At 50.7% G+C, this 17,436-nt stretch carries 16 protein-coding genes and 1 tRNA gene; 8 read left to right on the forward strand and 9 right to left on the reverse strand.

The window, feature by feature from the left end; all coding sequences use genetic code 11:
- Positions 1 to 15: 15 nt before the first annotated feature.
- From tsaE to ABXT40_RS09285, 7 genes are all read right to left on the reverse strand, one after another.
- On the reverse strand, positions 16 to 513 hold the full coding sequence (gene tsaE / locus ABXT40_RS09255) for a tRNA (adenosine(37)-N6)-threonylcarbamoyltransferase complex ATPase subunit type 1 TsaE (protein WP_443645326.1): 498 nt from the start codon (positions 511 to 513) through the stop codon (positions 16 to 18).
- Positions 514 to 519: 6 nt separating this feature from the next.
- Positions 520 to 1,914, reverse strand: coding sequence for an adenosylhomocysteinase (ahcY, locus tag ABXT40_RS09260; RefSeq protein ID WP_443645327.1), 1,395 nt, complete (start codon positions 1,912 to 1,914; stop codon positions 520 to 522).
- 126 nt (positions 1,915 to 2,040) lie between these two features.
- Positions 2,041 to 2,922, reverse strand: coding sequence for an RNase adapter RapZ (gene rapZ / locus ABXT40_RS09265; protein ID WP_443645328.1), 882 nt, complete (start codon positions 2,920 to 2,922; stop codon positions 2,041 to 2,043).
- A 37-nt stretch (positions 2,923 to 2,959) separates the two neighbouring features.
- Positions 2,960 to 4,522, reverse strand: coding sequence for a stimulus-sensing domain-containing protein (locus ABXT40_RS09270; protein ID WP_443645329.1), 1,563 nt, complete (start codon positions 4,520 to 4,522; stop codon positions 2,960 to 2,962).
- A 157-nt stretch (positions 4,523 to 4,679) separates the two neighbouring features.
- Entirely contained in the window at positions 4,680 to 5,378 is a 699-nt protein-coding gene (locus ABXT40_RS09275; RefSeq protein WP_443646998.1) for a response regulator transcription factor, read from the reverse strand.
- Between the two features lie 184 nt (positions 5,379 to 5,562).
- On the reverse strand, positions 5,563 to 8,472 hold the full coding sequence (gene polA, locus ABXT40_RS09280; protein ID WP_443645330.1) for a DNA polymerase I: 2,910 nt from the start codon (positions 8,470 to 8,472) through the stop codon (positions 5,563 to 5,565).
- 156 nt (positions 8,473 to 8,628) lie between these two features.
- Positions 8,629 to 8,829: a zinc-finger domain-containing protein gene (locus ABXT40_RS09285; RefSeq protein WP_443645331.1), complete on the reverse strand. Its 201-nt coding sequence runs from the start codon at positions 8,827 to 8,829 to the stop codon at positions 8,629 to 8,631.
- A gap of 228 nt (positions 8,830 to 9,057) precedes the next feature.
- On the opposite strand from ABXT40_RS09285, the gene ABXT40_RS09290 reads away from it, so the two are divergent.
- Together ABXT40_RS09290 and ABXT40_RS09295 are read left to right on the forward strand one after the other, a co-directional pair.
- Positions 9,058 to 10,029 carry an ABC transporter ATP-binding protein gene (locus ABXT40_RS09290; protein WP_443645332.1) on the forward strand — a complete coding sequence of 324 codons (972 nt, stop codon included), beginning with the start codon at positions 9,058 to 9,060 and terminating at the stop codon, positions 10,027 to 10,029.
- Positions 10,030 to 10,230: 201 nt separating this feature from the next.
- A tRNA-Arg gene (locus ABXT40_RS09295) sits at positions 10,231 to 10,307 on the forward strand.
- A 72-nt stretch (positions 10,308 to 10,379) separates the two neighbouring features.
- On the opposite strand, the gene ABXT40_RS09300 is transcribed toward ABXT40_RS09295, so the two are convergent.
- The gene (locus tag ABXT40_RS09300) at positions 10,380 to 11,069 is read right to left on the reverse strand and encodes a FadR/GntR family transcriptional regulator (protein ID WP_443645333.1); all 690 of its coding nucleotides are present in this window, start codon (positions 11,067 to 11,069) and stop codon (positions 10,380 to 10,382) included.
- Positions 11,070 to 11,380: 311 nt separating this feature from the next.
- Here ABXT40_RS09300 and ABXT40_RS09305 point away from each other — a divergent pair, with 311 nt between their 5' ends.
- From ABXT40_RS09305 to ABXT40_RS09330, 6 genes are all read left to right on the forward strand, one after another.
- Positions 11,381 to 12,352 (forward strand): ABC transporter substrate-binding protein, encoded by a 972-nt coding sequence (locus ABXT40_RS09305; protein WP_332923637.1) that lies wholly within the window; start codon positions 11,381 to 11,383, stop codon positions 12,350 to 12,352.
- 235 nt (positions 12,353 to 12,587) lie between these two features.
- Positions 12,588 to 13,235, forward strand: a complete 648-nt coding sequence (locus ABXT40_RS09310; RefSeq protein WP_443645334.1) for an ABC transporter permease — start codon at positions 12,588 to 12,590, stop codon at positions 13,233 to 13,235.
- 23 nt (positions 13,236 to 13,258) lie between these two features.
- Positions 13,259 to 14,035: an ABC transporter ATP-binding protein gene (locus ABXT40_RS09315; RefSeq protein ID WP_332923635.1), complete on the forward strand. Its 777-nt coding sequence runs from the start codon at positions 13,259 to 13,261 to the stop codon at positions 14,033 to 14,035.
- Positions 14,036 to 14,067: 32 nt separating this feature from the next.
- A complete protein-coding gene (locus ABXT40_RS09320) occupies positions 14,068 to 14,826 on the forward strand; it encodes an ABC transporter permease (RefSeq protein WP_332923634.1) in 759 nt (252 codons plus the stop codon).
- Positions 14,827 to 14,878: 52 nt separating this feature from the next.
- Positions 14,879 to 15,565: a fumarylacetoacetate hydrolase family protein gene (locus ABXT40_RS09325; protein WP_332923633.1), complete on the forward strand. Its 687-nt coding sequence runs from the start codon at positions 14,879 to 14,881 to the stop codon at positions 15,563 to 15,565.
- Positions 15,566 to 15,591: 26 nt separating this feature from the next.
- On the forward strand, positions 15,592 to 16,449 hold the full coding sequence (locus ABXT40_RS09330) for a fumarylacetoacetate hydrolase family protein (protein ID WP_443645335.1): 858 nt from the start codon (positions 15,592 to 15,594) through the stop codon (positions 16,447 to 16,449).
- Between the two features lie 443 nt (positions 16,450 to 16,892).
- Here ABXT40_RS09330 and ABXT40_RS09335 read toward each other — a convergent pair whose 3' ends face one another.
- Positions 16,893 to 17,174, reverse strand: coding sequence for an NINE protein (locus ABXT40_RS09335; protein WP_443645336.1), 282 nt, complete (start codon positions 17,172 to 17,174; stop codon positions 16,893 to 16,895).
- Positions 17,175 to 17,436 lie beyond the last annotated feature (262 nt).

The following is a 17,436-nucleotide window of genomic DNA, read 5'->3' on the forward strand; positions in this document are numbered from 1 at the left end:
GAAGAGGCGAAAAACCTAGCCCGTTTTGGCGATAATGGCCGCCATTCGGGCGGCCCAATGCGGCGGCGCGGTGATATCGGCATACCGGATGCTGGAAGACGACTCACCGCCATCATCAGCATCGGCCATGTAAAGATGGATTGAAAGATTGGTCTTTGGCAGCAGCTTTTTTAGTCGGTCCGGCCATTCGATCAAACAAACCGCATCGATAAACGCATCATCCAGCCCAAGCTGCATTGCATCTTCGGGGCTTTCAATCCGGTAAAGATCAAGATGCCAAAGTGGCGTTCCATCGCCAAGCTCATAGGTTTGAACAAGCGTGAAGGTGGGGCTCGGCACATCGGTTTCAGCCGGATTTGCCGCCTGAATAATCGCCCGCGCCAATGCCGATTTTCCTGCACCAAGAGGCCCACTTAATGAAATCACATCACCAGCCGCCAGCCCGTCAGCCAGCAACGAACCAAGCGTTTCGGTTGCTGGCAGATCGGGTAATTCTAATTGCAGAACTGGCATTGCTGATTAATAGCGATATTGTTCGCTCTTGAACGGCCCTTGCTGTTCAACGCCAATATAATCGGCTTGATCAGGGCGAAGCGTGCTTAAGCTTGCGCCAACCTTGGCAAGATGGAGTGCTGCCACTTTTTCATCGAGATGACGCGGCAAGGTATAGACCTTGTTTTCATATTGATCACCACACGACCAAAGCTCGATCTGCGCCAACACCTGATTGGTAAATGACGCCGACATGACGAAAGACGGGTGTCCTGTTCCGCATCCAAGATTAACCAAACGCCCCTTGGCAAGAAGGATCATCCGCTTGCCATTTGGAAATTCAATTTCATCAACCTGCGGCTTTACTTCGGACCAAGTGTAATTGTTCAGCGACGCAACATCGATTTCATTATCAAAATGGCCAATGTTACAGACGATCGCACGGTCTTTCATTTCACGCATATGGTCGATGGTGATAACATGACGATTACCGGTTGCGGTCACAAAGATATCAGCCTTCGGCGCTGCCTGTTCCATTGTCACGACTTCATAGCCTTCCATCGCGGCCTGCAACGCACAGATCGGATCGACCTCAGTTACCATGACCCGCGCACCGCCTTGCCGAAGCGACGCTGCCGAGCCTTTACCAACATCACCGTAGCCCGCAACAACCGCAACCTTGCCAGCAAACATCACGTCAGTGGCGCGACGAATGCCATCGACCAGTGACTCGCGACAGCCATAGAGATTGTCAAATTTTGATTTGGTAACCGAGTCATTCACATTGATCGCTGGGAAAGGCAATCCGCCCATTTCAGCAAGCTGATAAAGCCGCAAAACGCCAGTGGTGGTCTCTTCAGAAACCCCTTTGAGCGCATCACGTTGGCGGGTGAACCAGCCCGGACTGCTGGCAAGACGGCGGTGCAATTGCGCTTTTAGATATTCTTCTTCTTCGGTTTCAGGCTTTGCCAGCACATCTTCGCCAGCTTCGGCACGCGCACCGAGAAGAATATACATGGTGGCATCACCGCCATCATCAAGAATAAGATTGGCAGTCTGTTCATTCGGCCAATCAAAAGTACGATCAACATATTCCCAATATTCGGCTAATGTCTCGCCTTTGATTGCAAAGACGGGAACACCTGATTTGGCAATTGCCGCGGCAGCATGATCTTGTGTTGAAAAGATATTGCAGCTCGACCAACGCACATCGGCACCAAGCGCAACAAGCGTTTCAATCAAAACCGCCGTTTGAACCGTCATATGAAGACAGCCAGCAATGCGCGCGCCAGCCAGCGGCTTGTCCGAACCGAACTCGTCACGAAGCGCCATCAGGCCGGGCATTTCGGTCTCGGCAATCGATAATTCCTTGCGACCCCAGTCAGCAAGTCCAATATCGGCAATCACATAATCCTGCGCCATATTCCAATCCCATCTATATATCTGTAATAATCTCGCCACGTCATAGCAAATTAACACGCTCTTTTAAAGCGATAGATATGATCGCGTCAAAAACCATATTTAGATTGCGATAAAAGTGATGTTTGGTTAGGCCAATGCCTTGATCAATTCACGATGTTCGAGGCGTACGGGGTGACCCTCAGCCTCAATCCAGCTAGCGATCTGCGCTGCTGCCCATACTGAACGATGCTTGCCGCCCGTACAGCCAAAGGCCAGTGTTAAATGCGCTCGACCATCATTGTTCATCCGGCTTAACATTAACACCAACATCGATTTCACCTGATCAAGAACCGCGATTGCCATTTCGTCTTTGGCCAGAAATTCCGCCACTTTGGAATCAAGGCCGGTTTGATCACGCAAGCCATCATCCCAATGCGGGTTTTTGGCAAAGCGCATATCAATAACCTGATCGGCGGTTTCAGGAAGGCCGTATCGGTAGGAAAATGACACGATATGTAATGGCATTGGCGGTGCCTTATCAAGCCCCAAAGTGTCAAGCAACGCGTCGCGCAAATCAGCTGGTGCCAGACCACTACTGTCAATCACAATATCGGCCAGCGCTTCGACATCGACCATGCGCGCCATATCGGCGCGCACCGCAGCGTCAAGATCGTAATCATGGCCAAGCGGGTGCTGGCGTCTTGTCGCATTATAGCGGCGCATCAAATCAGCATGGCCAGCACTGATAAAAACCATCTTAAAGCCATCGCCAAGGCGCTTTGCCAGATTTTTCACAAGCCGCGCCACCGCATCAGCCCCAAAACCGCTGGTACGCACATCAAGCCCAATGGCAATTGACCGGCCACCCGTTTCAACCTCAAGCGCGATCAGCGGGTCAACCAGCGCCAAAGGCAGATTATCAACCGCGGTAAAACCGTGATCTTCCAGAATTTTCAGTGCCGTTGAATGTCCAGCACCTGACACACCAGTCACCAGAACAAGCTTTTTTGACGAAATTGGGCTCAACATCACAACAGTCTACAATAGCAGAAAAGAAAAAACAGCCTTAGCTTTCCAGTAGCAAAACAAGTCGGAAACACGCCCCGCCTTCAGGCCGGTTTTCGGCGGTTAATTGCCCGTTATGCGCATCGACAATCTGCCGCGCAATCGACAGGCCGAGACCCGAATGTTCGCCGAATCCCTCGCCACTAGGCCGTTCGGTATAAAACCGGTCAAACACCGTTTCCAACTTGGTATCAGGGATTCCTGGTCCATCATCAAGAATTTCCAGAACCGCGCGTTTGCGTATTGGATCAGCGGTCAGAATAAACTGTACCATGCTACCCTTCGGGCTAAAGGAAATGGCGTTGCTCAGCACGTTATCAATCACCTGCACCATGCGGCTTTCATTTATCCGCACCATCACTGGCAGAGGCGGATGCTCGTATCGCAATTGATATTGGCTGTGGGTTTGCGATCGCATCTGAATAAAATTATCAATCAAACCGGCAAAATCAACCGGGTCACGATCTTGGCCGATAATCTCGGTATCGACACGGCTTGCTTGTGAAATATCGGTAATCAAACGATCAAGCCGCTGCACATCCTGCAAGATGACATTCAGCAACTGCTTTTTTTGCGCCGCTGTTTTTGCACGGCTAAAGGTTTCGGTGGCGCTTCGCAACGATGAAAGCGGATTTTTGATTTCATGCGCCACATCGGCGGCAAAGGCCGCCGTTGCCTGAATCCGTTTTTGCAATTCATCGGTCAGATCAATCAATGAATCTGATAATTGACCAATTTCATCATTGCGATGCGGCAATCGCTGCAAGCGGCTGGACATATCGGCGCTTTGCCGCAATTTATCGGCGGCTGCCGCCAGACGCGAAATTGGCGTGGTGATAGACCGCGCCAGATAAAGGCTAAGCCCAAGCGTTACCAATAACACCCCGACAAATAGCTGCAAGAACACAATATTCACATTGGCCAATTCCTGTTCGATTTTGCCGCCACCAATCGAAACCATCAAGGCGCCGCGAACAAGGCGCACATCTTGTACCGGCACCGCCACCGACAACATCAAATTACCATCACGATCAATCCGCAAGGCACGGCGTGGCTCGCCCGACAAGGCGGCAATGACTTCGGCATATTGGCTGGCACGCTGGCGGCGGCGTTCGACATATGCTGGCAATTCATCAAAGGGGCTGAACCAGCCAGATGCTGCCGCCACCATATCATTTAAATTATTGCGGATTTTCCGCCGCCAGCTTTTGTCACGATGCCGCCGAATATCGACATTTGGCTGAAAGCCACTTTGCCGCGCCGTATCGGCAAGAAGCGATCCATTTGGCTGAAACACCCGCGCGCGTAACGAGCTGCCAAGCCCGACAAGCGGGATAAGATGCGTCATGGTTTCTGGTGATAGCTGGCGGCGGGCAACACGCCGGTCACGCTCAGCCTCGGCAAGTGCAAGCGATCTCGCCAAGGTAAAGCCCTGACGCTCAAGCGCAACAAATTCTGACTGGATTAAAGTTGTTCGATATTGATCAAGCGACAATAGGCCAACAAGAAAAATCGCCAGCGGAAATAGCATAATCGCCATGATGCGCGCGGTAAGACGGCTCATGCGGAATGGCGTCACAAACCATCCACCCTTGCCTCGAATCCAGCCCAGTAATCGACGCCATCGCGAAGTATCTATAATTCCGCTCCCTGACTATAATCCACCATCAACATAAATATCATCAGGCCATTATGCAGCCTTCATCGGTATGGCGCGACCCTTATGATGAAGATGTTTTATATTTATAGCCAATTCCATAAAGCGTTTCGATCTGGTCAAAGTCGGAATCATGGGCGCGTAATTTGCGGCGCAGCCGTTTGATATGGCTGTCAATCGTGCGGTCATCCAGAAAAATACTCTCGCCATAGGCAGCGTCCATAAGTTGGTCACGGTTTTTCACCATGCCCGGGCGCGACGCCAACGCCTGCAAAATCAGAAATTCGGTGACGGTTAATTTAACTTCAGTACCGCGCCAGCTACATAAATGCCGGTCTGGATCCATCAATAATTCGCCAAGACGGATGATATTCGGGCCAGATGTTTTCATCACCCCGTCACTGGCACGCCGTAACACGGCACGGATACGCGCAAGCAGCAAACGCTGGGAAAATGGCTTGGTGATATAATCATCTGCCCCCATGCCAAGCCCAAGCGCCTCGTCAAGCTCATCATCTTTGCTGGTCAGGAAAATCACCGGCATTTGCGACTGGCCTCGTACCTTTTGCAAAAGCTCCATGCCATCCATGCGGGGCATCTTGATGTCGAAGACACCGAGATTGGCTGGCCTGCGGGCAAGCCCAACCAAAGCCGCCTCACCATCATGGTAACAATCAACCTCAAACCCCTCAGATTCGAGCGTCAAGGACACAGATGTCAGGATATTTTGATCATCATCAACAAGTGCAATACGGTCTGCCATTTTGGTCTCCCACTCCCACAAAATCCGATCTGGCAAAATCTGAACTGCCATAATCTGAACTGCCAAAATCCAAACTGGCCCAATCATGTCCATCGCCAACGGATCATCACGATTGATTTTGACCCTGCGGGCAAATCAAGGCCGATATAGGGCAGAAAATCGGCATAATCAGGCCAGCATAACCTTAATGGGCGTCGGCCCAGCTATCTGCGATCCCCGCCTCGGCCACAATTGGCACTGCTAATGTCAAAACAGGGTCAGCCGCATTTTCCATAACCGATGTAATCAACGCTTTTGTGACCTCAGCCTCGGCTTCGGGGGCTTCAAAGATCAATTCATCATGCACTTGAAGAAGCATTGTTGCGCTTAACCCAGCCGCTTTTAACGCTCCGGGAATGCGGATCATTGCCCGTTTGATAATATCGGCAGCACTGCCTTGAATCGGCGCATTGATCGCTTGGCGTTCAGCAAAGCCGCGCATCGCCTGGTTACCACCCGAAAAGCCCGAAATGTGAATGCGCCGCCCGAATAGTGTTTCGACAAACCCATCCTCGCGCGCCGAAATCTTGATCCGTTCCATATAATCCCTGATGCCCGGAAAATTTTTGAAATAGGCCGTGATATAGTCACTCGCCTTGCCGCGTGAAATGCCAAGCTGGCGCGCCAGTCCAAAGGCCGAAATACCGTAAATAATGCCAAAATTAATGGCCTTTGCGCGGCGTCTGGTTTCGCTATCCATCTGTTCAAGCGGCACGCCAAATACCTCGGATGCGGTTCGCGCATGAATATCAATGCCAGCGCGAAACGCCTCGATCATGGTGGTTTCCTGCGCCACATGCGCGACAAGCCGCAATTCGATCTGCGAATAGTCAGCCGAGATCAGTTTATGGCCATCTGCCGCGATAAAGGCGGTGCGAATTTGTCGACCTTCGGCGGTTCGGATTGGAATATTTTGCACATTCGGATCAGATGATGACAGGCGACCAGTACTGGCACCAACCATCGAAAATGAGGTATGAACCCGCCCTGTCGTGGCAAGGATTGACTCGACAAGCGCATCAGCATAGGTCGATTTCAATTTTGCCAAATGCCGCCATTCAAGAACCTTGGCGGCAATTTCAAAACCCGAAGCGGCAAGATCTTCCAAAACATCTGCCGAGGTGGAAAAAGCGCCTGTTTTGGCTTTTTTACCGCCCTCAAGCCCCATTTTTTCAAACAGGATTTCACCAAGCTGCTTTGGTGAGGCAATATTGAATTCTTCACCGGCAAGCTGGTGAATCTCAATTTGAAACACGGCCATGCGTTTGGCAAAATCATTCGACATGCGTGCCAGAATAGTCCGGTCAACCGTGATGCCGCTTGCTTCCATTTCGGCAAGGATTGGAATAAGCGGACGTTCCAGCCTCTCGTAAACTGACGCAACCTGTTCAGCCCCAAGGCGCGGCTTGAATAACTGCCAAAGCCGAAGCGTGATATCAGCATCTTCAGCGGCGTAATCCAAGGCCGCCTCGGGCGCAAGCGTGCCAAAGGGAACCTGCTTTGCCCCCTTGCCGCACACATCGGAAAATTTAATCGTATCATAATCCAGCCAATGTTTTGCGAGATAATCCATTGAATGGCCACCAACGCGCCCGCCATCCAGAACATAGGAAAGACACATTGTGTCATCAACTGGCGACAGCTTTATCCCGCCATTACGCGGCCAAAGCAGAATATGCGAATTGTATTTCAGATTATGGCCAATTTTCAAAATGGCCGGATCTTCGAATATTGGCCGCAACATAGCCATCGCCGTTTCAAAGCCGATTTGTTCGTAGGCAACCGGTGCCTCGGCTGAAAAATCAAGCCCGCCCTGCGCGTTCCCAGTTTCCGTTGCCACCACGCCATGACGAAGCGGCACATAGCAAGCCTTGCCAGGCGCCAAGGCCATCGACACGCCAACCAAATCGGCCGCTGCCGCATTCAGGCCAGTTGTTTCCGTATCGACCGCCAGAAAACCCTGTGCTTTTGCCGCCACCAGAAAGGCAGCAAGCCCATCAACATCGGTAATAAGCTGGTAATCAACATCAACAGGTTGGCTCGCCCCCATCATAGCGTCAGGCGCGGCAGCATGACCAGTTGATGGCGCAGGATTGGTTTTATCTGATGGTGACGGGCTGGATGCCATCGACCGGACGGCACCGCCCAATTTTGCGCCATTACCATTGCCATTCACATTCCCATTGGCATTTCCAGCATCGGCACCAATGCGTACAAGCAAGCGGTTGAATTCCTGGTCTTGCAGAAAAGCCGTCAATAGATCCATGTCGCGCTGCGGTGTCGATAATGCCGATAGTTCAAGCGGCATTGGCGCATCATCACGAAGCATCACAAGCTGGCGTGAAATTCGCGCCTGTTCAGCAAAATTAATCAGATTTTCCCGGCGTTTTGGCTGTTTGATCGTTGCCGCATTTGCCAGCAAATTATCAAGATCACCAAAAGTTTGAATCAATTCAGCCGCGGTTTTGATACCAATGCCCGGCACCCCGGGCACATTATCGGTTGAATCACCAGCCAAGGCCTGCACATCAATTACTTTTTCCGGCGCAACACCAAACCGCTCGAACACTTCATCAGCCCCAATACGGCGCTGTTTCATCGGATCAAGCATGGTGACATCACCGCGCACCAACTGCATCAAATCCTTGTCTGACGACACAATAAGCGTTGCAAGCCCGGCATCTTCGCCAAGCCGTGCGTAGGTTGCGATTAAATCATCCGCCTCAAATCCGGGCGCTTCGAGAAGGGGCAGGCTTAGCGCCTTGGTTGCGGCACGCACCAGAGCAAATTGCGGCACAAGATCTTCGGGCGGTTCTGACCGATTGGCCTTATATTCGGGATAGATATCCGAGCGAAAGGTTTTGCGCGCAACATCAAACACCACGGCAACATGATCGGGCTGCAGATCATCGATCAGCTTCATTAGCATGGCGGTAAAGCCATACACCGCATTGACCGGCGTGCCATCGCGGCGTGTCATGGGTGGCAGGGCGTGAAAGGCACGGAAAATATATCCCGACCCGTCAACCAGTACCAGTCTGCCTTTTTCACTCATATCGCCCTACAATTCAAAAAGCTGGCCAAAAAGCTGGCCAAGATATTGGTCGCCTTCATCACCACAAATGGCATTTCAATCGCCATAGCGCCCGTATCAAAACTGTTGTTTGGCCAAAACGGTTACTTGGCCGAAAAAATTATCTGGCCAAAATCGCTATTCGGCCGCCGCAACAAATGCGCAAGAACAATAAGGGCACGTCACTTTGCCATCGGTGCCAAGCGTCAACCATACCTGTGGGTGGCCAAGCGGGCCACCACCACCATTACAGGCCACCCGCGACTGGTTTGTGACAATTACATTTGATGATGAAGCGGCTGATTGGTCAGCCTTCGTGCCAGCCTCGTTCGGGGTCATGATATCCTCATTCGCATCATATGGTGTTACGGCCAAAATCTGTTTGCGGTGCGCCTCAATCGGATAGCGCGGTCCGTCCCTGCTAACCTATAGCGGCTTTCCGATTGATGCAATTGTAACCGGCACTGGCCGGCGAAGATTCTTTGCCCCCCTTGCCGCCCGCATCACAACAGCCTATATCTTTCGAGCGCGCCCCCTTTGGGCTTTCACATCAAAAAGGCAGCCTATATGACATCGCAAAATACCGTCGTTCCGACTGCCGGCTTTACTTGCAGCCCCGATTCTGGGCTGGCGATCGAAGCCAGCAATGTGAACAAGATTTATTATGCTGGCGGACGCGCGCATCATGCCTTGAAATCAATTGATATCGAAGTGCCGATTGGCTGTATTTTTGGGCTTTTGGGGCCGAATGGTGCTGGCAAATCGACCTTTATCAATATCATGGCTGGAACAGCGGTGAAAACCAGCGGCAGCATTTCGATATGGGGAACGGATATTGATGCCAATCCGCGGCAATCGCGCGCCAATATTGGCATTGTGCCGCAAGAATTGAATATTGACGCCTTTTTCACCCCGCGCGAAACCTTGGATATGATGGCGGGACTGTTTGGTGTGCCAAAGGCCGAACGCCATACGGATGAGATTTTGGAAATGGTTGGCCTGACCGAACAGGCTGATTTCTATTCGCGGCGGCTTTCAGGCGGCATGCGCCGACGGCTTTTGGTTGGCAAGGCAATGGTGCATCGCCCGCCAATTCTGGTTTTGGACGAACCGACCGCCGGTGTTGATGTCGCGCTTCGCCAACGGTTATGGGACAGTATTAAAAGCCTTAACCAAGCTGGCGTAACGGTGGTGCTGACAACGCATTATCTTGAAGAGGCCGAAGCCTTGTGCGACCGCATCGCCATTATCAATAAGGGCGAAATTATTGCGGCAAAAACAAAGGCCGATCTATTGGCCTCGGCTGGCCAGAAAACACTTCATCTCAGCCTGACGGCAGCGCCGCCGTTGCCACTGTCCGACGCGCTTAGCACGCTTGGCGCGCAATGGCGTGATGGCCGGCTGTCGATCAGCTTTGACCCAGCGACAAGCAATGCGGTTGATATTTTGCATAAAGTGCGGCTTGCCGGATTTGAGGTCAGCGATATCAGCACCGCCGAACCCGACCTTGAAGATGTGTTTCTAAGCCTGACAAAATAAGCTGATATAAGCTATGTTTGGTGGCATATGATTGGCATATGTCATCGGCGTAACCGCCACAGGCGAAACCATGATGCTGGCAAAGATACCGCATTACCCCCTTGGCAGGGGCGCAAAGTCAGTATAGAAGAAAGCCATTCGGAATTTGGCGCAATGGCAGGGTAAATCGTCCCGCCCATGAACCAGTGCCATACCAAAGATGCACTCGTAGCTCAGCTGGATAGAGCGCTGCCCTCCGAAGGCAGAGGTCACAGGTTCGAATCCTGTCGAGTGCACCATTTTTCATATATATTTCAATTCGACAGATAGCAAAGCTGTGCCATAAGCACCGTTATATCCGGCTGATACAGTTACGCGCTGTTGCGTCGTGCGGCATTATGGTTGATCAGGCGATCGCCGACCTGTTTTAGATGCAGCCACATGGCATTGGCCGCGGCATCCTGATCACGCTCACGGATTGCCGTTGCGATATCATCATGTTGGTCAAAACTGTGGTGATCTGGAGGCGGTGATGCGGATTCGTCACGCAGCCGTCCCCAAACAACGGTACGCCGGATGGCATTCAACTGGTCAAATAATGCCAAAAGCACGACATTCCCCGACGCCTCGGCAATGATGCGGTGAAAGCGGTTATCAGCATTTTCATATTGCCGCCATGTTTTGGCCTCGCGCTGCGCCGCCAAACAGCGCGCCAATTCATCAATATGAACACCCGTCGCATTAATCGCCGCTTCACGGCACAATACCGGCTCGATCAAAATCCGCGCGCGCGTGACATCAAGAGGGTTCGATTTTTCAGCAACCAGCGCAATGCTTGATGGCTCTTCAACCGGCCGTGCGCCAATAAAGGTGCCCTTGCCGACATGCCGCCATAACTCACCATTATTTTCCAAGGCCGCCAGAGCCTTTCGTAATTCGCCGCGTGATACGCCTAATATCTCAATCAGTTCACGCTCGGGCGGCAGCCGGCCACCTTCCGAAAAATCGCTCTGTGCCAGCCAGGCCCGCAATTGGGTCAGCGCTCCATCAGCAACCGTCATGTTCATTTCCTTCTATCCTGCAATGATCACATCCATATGTTTTAGCCCACACCAAAACAAATCAGAAGCCATTAATCATATGCCACAACAATACATCATAGGCTCTCTAAAAAACTATAGTTTTAGGCTTGACCAATGCAACACACTATGTGATCAATTATTGATTGATCAAAAATTGATCACATAGGGTGGGGGCGCCGTTCGTGAATTCTGTTTCATCGTCGCTGTCCGGAATGGATCATGCAGACACATGCAAGGCCATTTCTCGTATGATATTTTAACACCGGATAAGGTGAAATTGGAGGAAACTAATGACACGAATTATCAAAGGATTTTTGACTTTCGTTTCGGCAGCGCTATTCATGGCATCAGCAATGACCACAGCACATGCCGGCAAGGTCAGAATTGCACTTGCCGAAACACCATCTGACGAGCTTGCCGCTTTTTTTGTAGCGCTTGATCGGGCCAAAGCGATGGGGCTGGACTATGAATGGACAGCATTTTCCGATGAAGAGCTCGCTATTCAGGCGATTTTGAGCGGCCAGATGGATATTGGTTTTGGCACCCCCTACTCGGTCATGCAAAGATCGAAAGCGCCTGTGCGGATCATTTACCAGCTATCGAAGCTGAAATTTTTTCCGGTTACATCGAAGAAATATTCAAAGCTGGAAGATCTCAATGGCGAGCCAATCATGCTGCATTCGCGCGGCGGCGGCACCGAATCGATTGCGAACGTGATTGAAGACAGGCTGAATATGAAATTTGGCAAACGCTCTTATGTGCCCGGGTCATCAAACCGTATTGCGGCATTGATTGCGGGACAGACCGACGCCACCATCGTTGACCTGTCAAACAAGAACAAACTGGTCAAGCTACATGGTGATAATTTTAACGTGTTGCCAATGTTTGAGGTTGATGCCAGTGATGAAGCGCTGTTTGCGAATCTGGACTGGATCAAGGCCAACCAGAAAGACGTCGATATTTTTGTCAAAGCACTGGTGAGCGTTTACCGGGACATGCACAAAGACCCGACCATCATCAGCAAGCAGACTGATCCTGATGGGCCAATTGGCCAGCTGCCGAAAGAGGTGCTGGATGGGCTTGACCAATTCTATAATGATGCGGTTGCTGGCGGTCTCTATGACCCGAATGGTGGCGGCATGACCGCGGCCAAAGCGGATATGGACTGGTATTCAAAAGCGGGCCAGCTGACCGGTGATCCGGCAGCGCTCAATATCAGTGACTTCTGGTATATGGATTCGCTGAACCGCGCGGCGCAATAGCCGGCACGACCTTTCAAGGCCGACAGCGTGATCCATCTTTCATGCTGTCGGCACCACCATTATTTTACAGATTTAAACATTTTCTATTCCATGGCACGCCACAGACTGGCTACGGTAAATGATGCGACATAGATCTCTTTTCCTGACCATTTTATCAGCAACCATTGTCTTTGGTTCCTGGGAAATTGCCGGCCGAATTCCAGTGAGCTTTGCCTTTCCCACATTTTTAGAGTCAATGACCGCTTTTTGGGTTCTGGTCGTTGAAGGCACCTTATTTACCGCTTACGCTGAAACCTTGAAGCCGCTTGTTGTCGGCATTGCAATTTCGGCTTTTCTGGGCATCGGTCTGGGCTTATGGATTGGGCTGAGCGAAAAAATTGACTGGCTGATTTCACCTATTTTTGTGGTGATGCAAACCGCGCCTTTGGCGGCGCTGATCCCGCTTCTTGTGATGGCCTATGGCATTGGTCTGACCTCAAAAGTTTTTGTTGTCTGCATCATGGCGATGCCGGTTATTGTGCTGAACACCAGCGGCGCTGTGCGCAATACGCCGGCATCACTCAAAGAAATGGGACATGCCTTTCTTGGATCACGCCGTGATATTATTTTAAAAGTTATTTTACCAGCCTCATCACCAGTCATTTTTGCCGGTTTGCGCCTTGGCATTTCGGCTGGTTTTATCGGGGCAATTTTGTCCGAATTGAAAATCACACCGACCGGCGTCGGCGACATCATCACCTTTAGCCGCTCAATCGCCGATTACCCAACAATGTATGCTGCGATTATGTCAATTATCTTGCTTGCCGTGCTGTTTTTGAACGTTCTTGAACGTATCGAAATCTTCCTGTTTGGCGGCAATAACAAGGGCTATGTGTCCGAATAATCTGTTGATATGGAAACCAACCAATGACCTCAGAAAATACGACAATCGACAATGCCGTCACTGTCAGGAATGTGCATAAAAACTATGGCGATGTTCAGGCACTTGAAAATATGTCGCTTGATTTCCCGCGCGGTCAATTGACCTCACTTCTTGGCCCGTCGGGTTGTGGCAAGACAACATTATTGAAAATAATCGCCGGATTGCTGCCTGCCACCAGCGGCGAGATCATGGTCAATGGCACACCCGTTTCAGGACCCGGGCCGGATCGGGCTTTTGTGTTTCAGGATTTTGCCTTGCTGCCCTGGGCTGATGTTATGCGTAATGTTGCCTTTGGCCTCGAACTGCGCGGGGTTGCCAAATCCGAACGCGAGGCGGTTGCCGAAAAATATATTGCCAATGTTGGCCTTGCCGGATTTGAGCGGAGTTTTCCGCATGAATTATCAGGCGGCATGCGACAGCGTGTTGGTCTGGCCCGCGCACTTTCTGTTGATTCGCAAGTCCTGCTTATGGACGAGCCGTTTTCGGCGGTTGATGAACAAACCCGCCGGAAATTTCAGGAAGATCTTCTGGCACTGGTCAAAAACGAAAATAAAACTTTTATTTTTGTGACCCATTCAATTGAAGAAGCGGTCTATGTCTCTGACCAGATCGCCATTTTACTGCCGCGGCCAAGCCGTGTGTCGGAAATTATCAAACCATCCGGCTTTCGGCATAAAAGTGCCGACGGCATCCGGCGCGACCCGGAATATCTTGATATCGTCGACAATATCTGGGCATCGTTGCGCAGCTATGTCGAATAAACCTTACCCGATCTCACTATAAGGGGACGCAAATGATTTTGTTCGGTTATCGATTGCCAGGCATGTCGTCGCTGTTGTTATGGGGCGCCCTTTGGGAAATCGTCGGGCAACTTGAAGTGACATTCTTTTTGCCACCATTAAGTGCGATTTTTGTAACATTGCTCGAAATCAGCACCACCAAGGTCTTTATTAAGGCGCTGGCAGACACCGGCTATGCGTTTTTTGTCGGGACGCTATCAGCCATTATCATTGGCATACCGGTTGGCATTTTAATGGGCAAAAACCGGCTCATTGATGAAATGCTGTTGCCCTGGGTCAATATGTTTTTGAGCGCGCCGCTAACCGCACTGGTTCCGGTATTGATGGTGCTGTTTGGTTTTGGTCTGAAAGCGATTATCATCACCACAGCCTTGTTTGCGATTTGGATTATTGTGCTGAATGCGCGGGCCGGCGTGTTGCAAATCAACCGGTCGCTTGTGGAGATGGCCCATTCATTTGGCGCATCCCCCTCTGATGCTTTTTTCAAGATATATTTCTGGGCGGCTTTACCGGAAATTCTGGGCGGTGTGCGGATCGGCTTTATCCGCGCGGTGAAAGGCGTAATTATCGGTCAATTGCTGATATCCATTGTTGGCTTTGGTGCCTTGTTTGAGCTCTATTCGGCAAATTTCTTGATGAAGCACTTCTGGGCAGTCCTGCTTGTTCTGTTCACCCTGGCTTTCATCATCGCCGAGTTTCTTGCGCATCTTGAACGGCGTGTCGCCTATTATGCGTCACGGCGGGCCGCATAGCCTGCCGGACGCCATTTTGTTTTATTGGGATGTTTTATTAGGAAAGTGAAAAATGTCTGATTATGTAATTCCTCAACCGTCACAGCCGAGCCTGCCGATTCGCGGCACAGATGCACGTTTCCCAGTACGCCGGATTTATTGTATCGGGCGCAATTATGCCGACCATGCCATTGAGATGGGGCATGACCCCGACAAAGAACCGCCGTTCTTTTTTCAGAAAAATGGCGATAATATTGATAGCAGCGGCAGTTTTCCCTATCCGCCCCAAACCAATGATGTGCATTTTGAAGTTGAAATGATTGTGGCGCTGAAAAGTGGCGGCAGCAATATCAGCGAAGCGGACGCGATGCAGCATGTGTTTGGCTATGGCATTGGCCTGGATATGACCCGCCGCGACCTGCAGGGTGAAATGAAAAAAATGGGACGCCCATGGGAAATCGGCAAAGCCTTTGAACGCTCAGCCCCCATCGGCCCATTGGTACCCGCCGCTGAAACTGGCCATCTTGATGCTGGCGGCATTTCTCTGTCGGTGAATGGCGAGATCCGTCAAAATGGCGATCTGAACCAGATGATCTGGAAAGTGCCGGAACAAATTGCCTATCTGTCACGCTTTTACGATATTGCCGCAGGTGATCTGATCATGTCAGGCACACCGGCCGGGGTTGGCCCCATTCACAAAGGTGATGTTATGGAATGCCGCGTCGATGGGCTTGACCCATTTGTCGTTACGGTGGTTTAGCGGCGCACAAATAAATTGGAGACACCATGCGTTTACTGGCTTTTAACGAGGGGCAACAGCCCCGCATTGGCGCCTTGAATGGTGCGGGTGTTGTCAATCTCTCGCGCATTGATGCCGCCGCGCCAACTGATCTTGGGGCGGTGGTCAAAGCCGGAAAATTAGCCGACATTGCGGCCATTCTGGCGCGCGCAGATGGTGCCGTTCATCATCAGCTCGGCGCGTTGGACCTGCAGCTGCCCGTGGCCGCGCCTGGCAAAATTCTCTGCCTTGGGCTGAACTATATGGATCACATTGCCGAAGGCCCGTTTGAAAAACAGCCATTTCCGGCCATTTTCATGCGCAGCCCAACATCACTGGTGCCGGCAAACAAACCGATCCTTGCGCCACGCATGTCAAACAGCATGGATTATGAAGCCGAACTGGCCGTCATTATTGGGCAGACATGCAAACATCTCACGGCTGATAATGCGCTTGATGTGATTGCTGGCTATAGCTGTTTCAACGATGGGTCGGTTCGTGAATATCAGCGCCATACGATTCAATGGACGATGGGCAAAAATTTTGACCAGACCGGCCCTTTTGGCCCGGTTTTGGTCACCCCCGATGAATTGCCGCCAGCGGCAGACGGGTTAAAAATTGAATGCCGTCTGAACGGACAAACAGTGCAGTCAAGCACCACCGATATGATGATATTCAAGGTCGTCGAGACGCTTGTCTATATTACCGAAGCGATGACGCTCGATGCTGGCGATATAGTGGTTATGGGGACGCCATCTGGTGTCGGGCATGGCCGTAAACCGCCCTTATGGATGCAGGGTGGTGATGTTGTTGAGGTTGAGATTGAAAAAATCGGGCGATTGGCCAACCCGGTAAAATCAATTTAGCGGTTACGCGCCTGCCTGCCCGCATCATCACCCGTTTATTGATCGTGATCAGACAGGCCGGAAGATTGCCATTGCGGGTCTATTTCGGCCGGTTCAAAAATGCTCCACAAAGCATCTCAACAGTTCAAGCCGCAGAGTGCACGTCACAAGATTACCGAACAACTTAATCAAAAAGTGCGGCACAGAACTTGGTTGGAACAAAACTTAAAAAGTTCACAGCAAGTCAAACACTATAAAAAAGAGTTCTTTTGCTCTATAATGAAGCGTCAGAACTCAGTCTCAGACCAGCTAAAATTTGAAGCGAAGAACAACAAAGCCACTTTACTTTGCCTTTTTGCATAAATTTGTCTTTCTTTTATCAGTAAAAGTTTTGATCCACGAGGTCCCACTTTGCTCAATAAGAGGCTAGGGCTACCTTGATAAAGCAAAGGGCTTTGCGCAGCTCAGGAATTGATTTCATTCTGTTTTTGTAATCGTTGGTGGAGGGTAAAAATATCTAGAACCCACCAAAAAAACAGTACAACAAAGCCGGCGACCCCAAGGTTAGCAAACAGCATTAAAACTGACAGTAAGAAAAGAGCCAGCATTAAAACACCAGAGGTTCTCTCATTGATGTAAAGCCTATGAGCGCCTAACCAACCAAACAAAAATAGTAAAAGATGGGCAGTGGTATTGCTTTTAGATTCGGTGTTTGGAAATTCTTTGACACTGTTTGTGCTAGGCATGACAGCCCCCCTATTGACGTATAAGGGGCGTTCTTAGCTTGCGTAGGTTCAACAACTTACAAATCTTTGGCTAAATGGACTTTATAGCCAGATTGAATGTGGCGTAGACCCGAACCAAAAATTCAAAATTCATACAACCGGTCACAAGGATTAACGCACTTAGCTTCCTTAAGAAGTAACTCATTACAGCGTGTTTAGAAAGGACTAAAATGGCGCGTGGTTTTTTAAATCCCAGCCTTCTAATGAGTTAGCACTCTAAATT

Origin of the sequence: Candidatus Ponderosibacter sp. Uisw_141_02 (genome assembly GCF_048087665.1) — a bacterium.
Lineage (GTDB): Bacteria > Pseudomonadota > Alphaproteobacteria > Puniceispirillales > Puniceispirillaceae > UBA3439.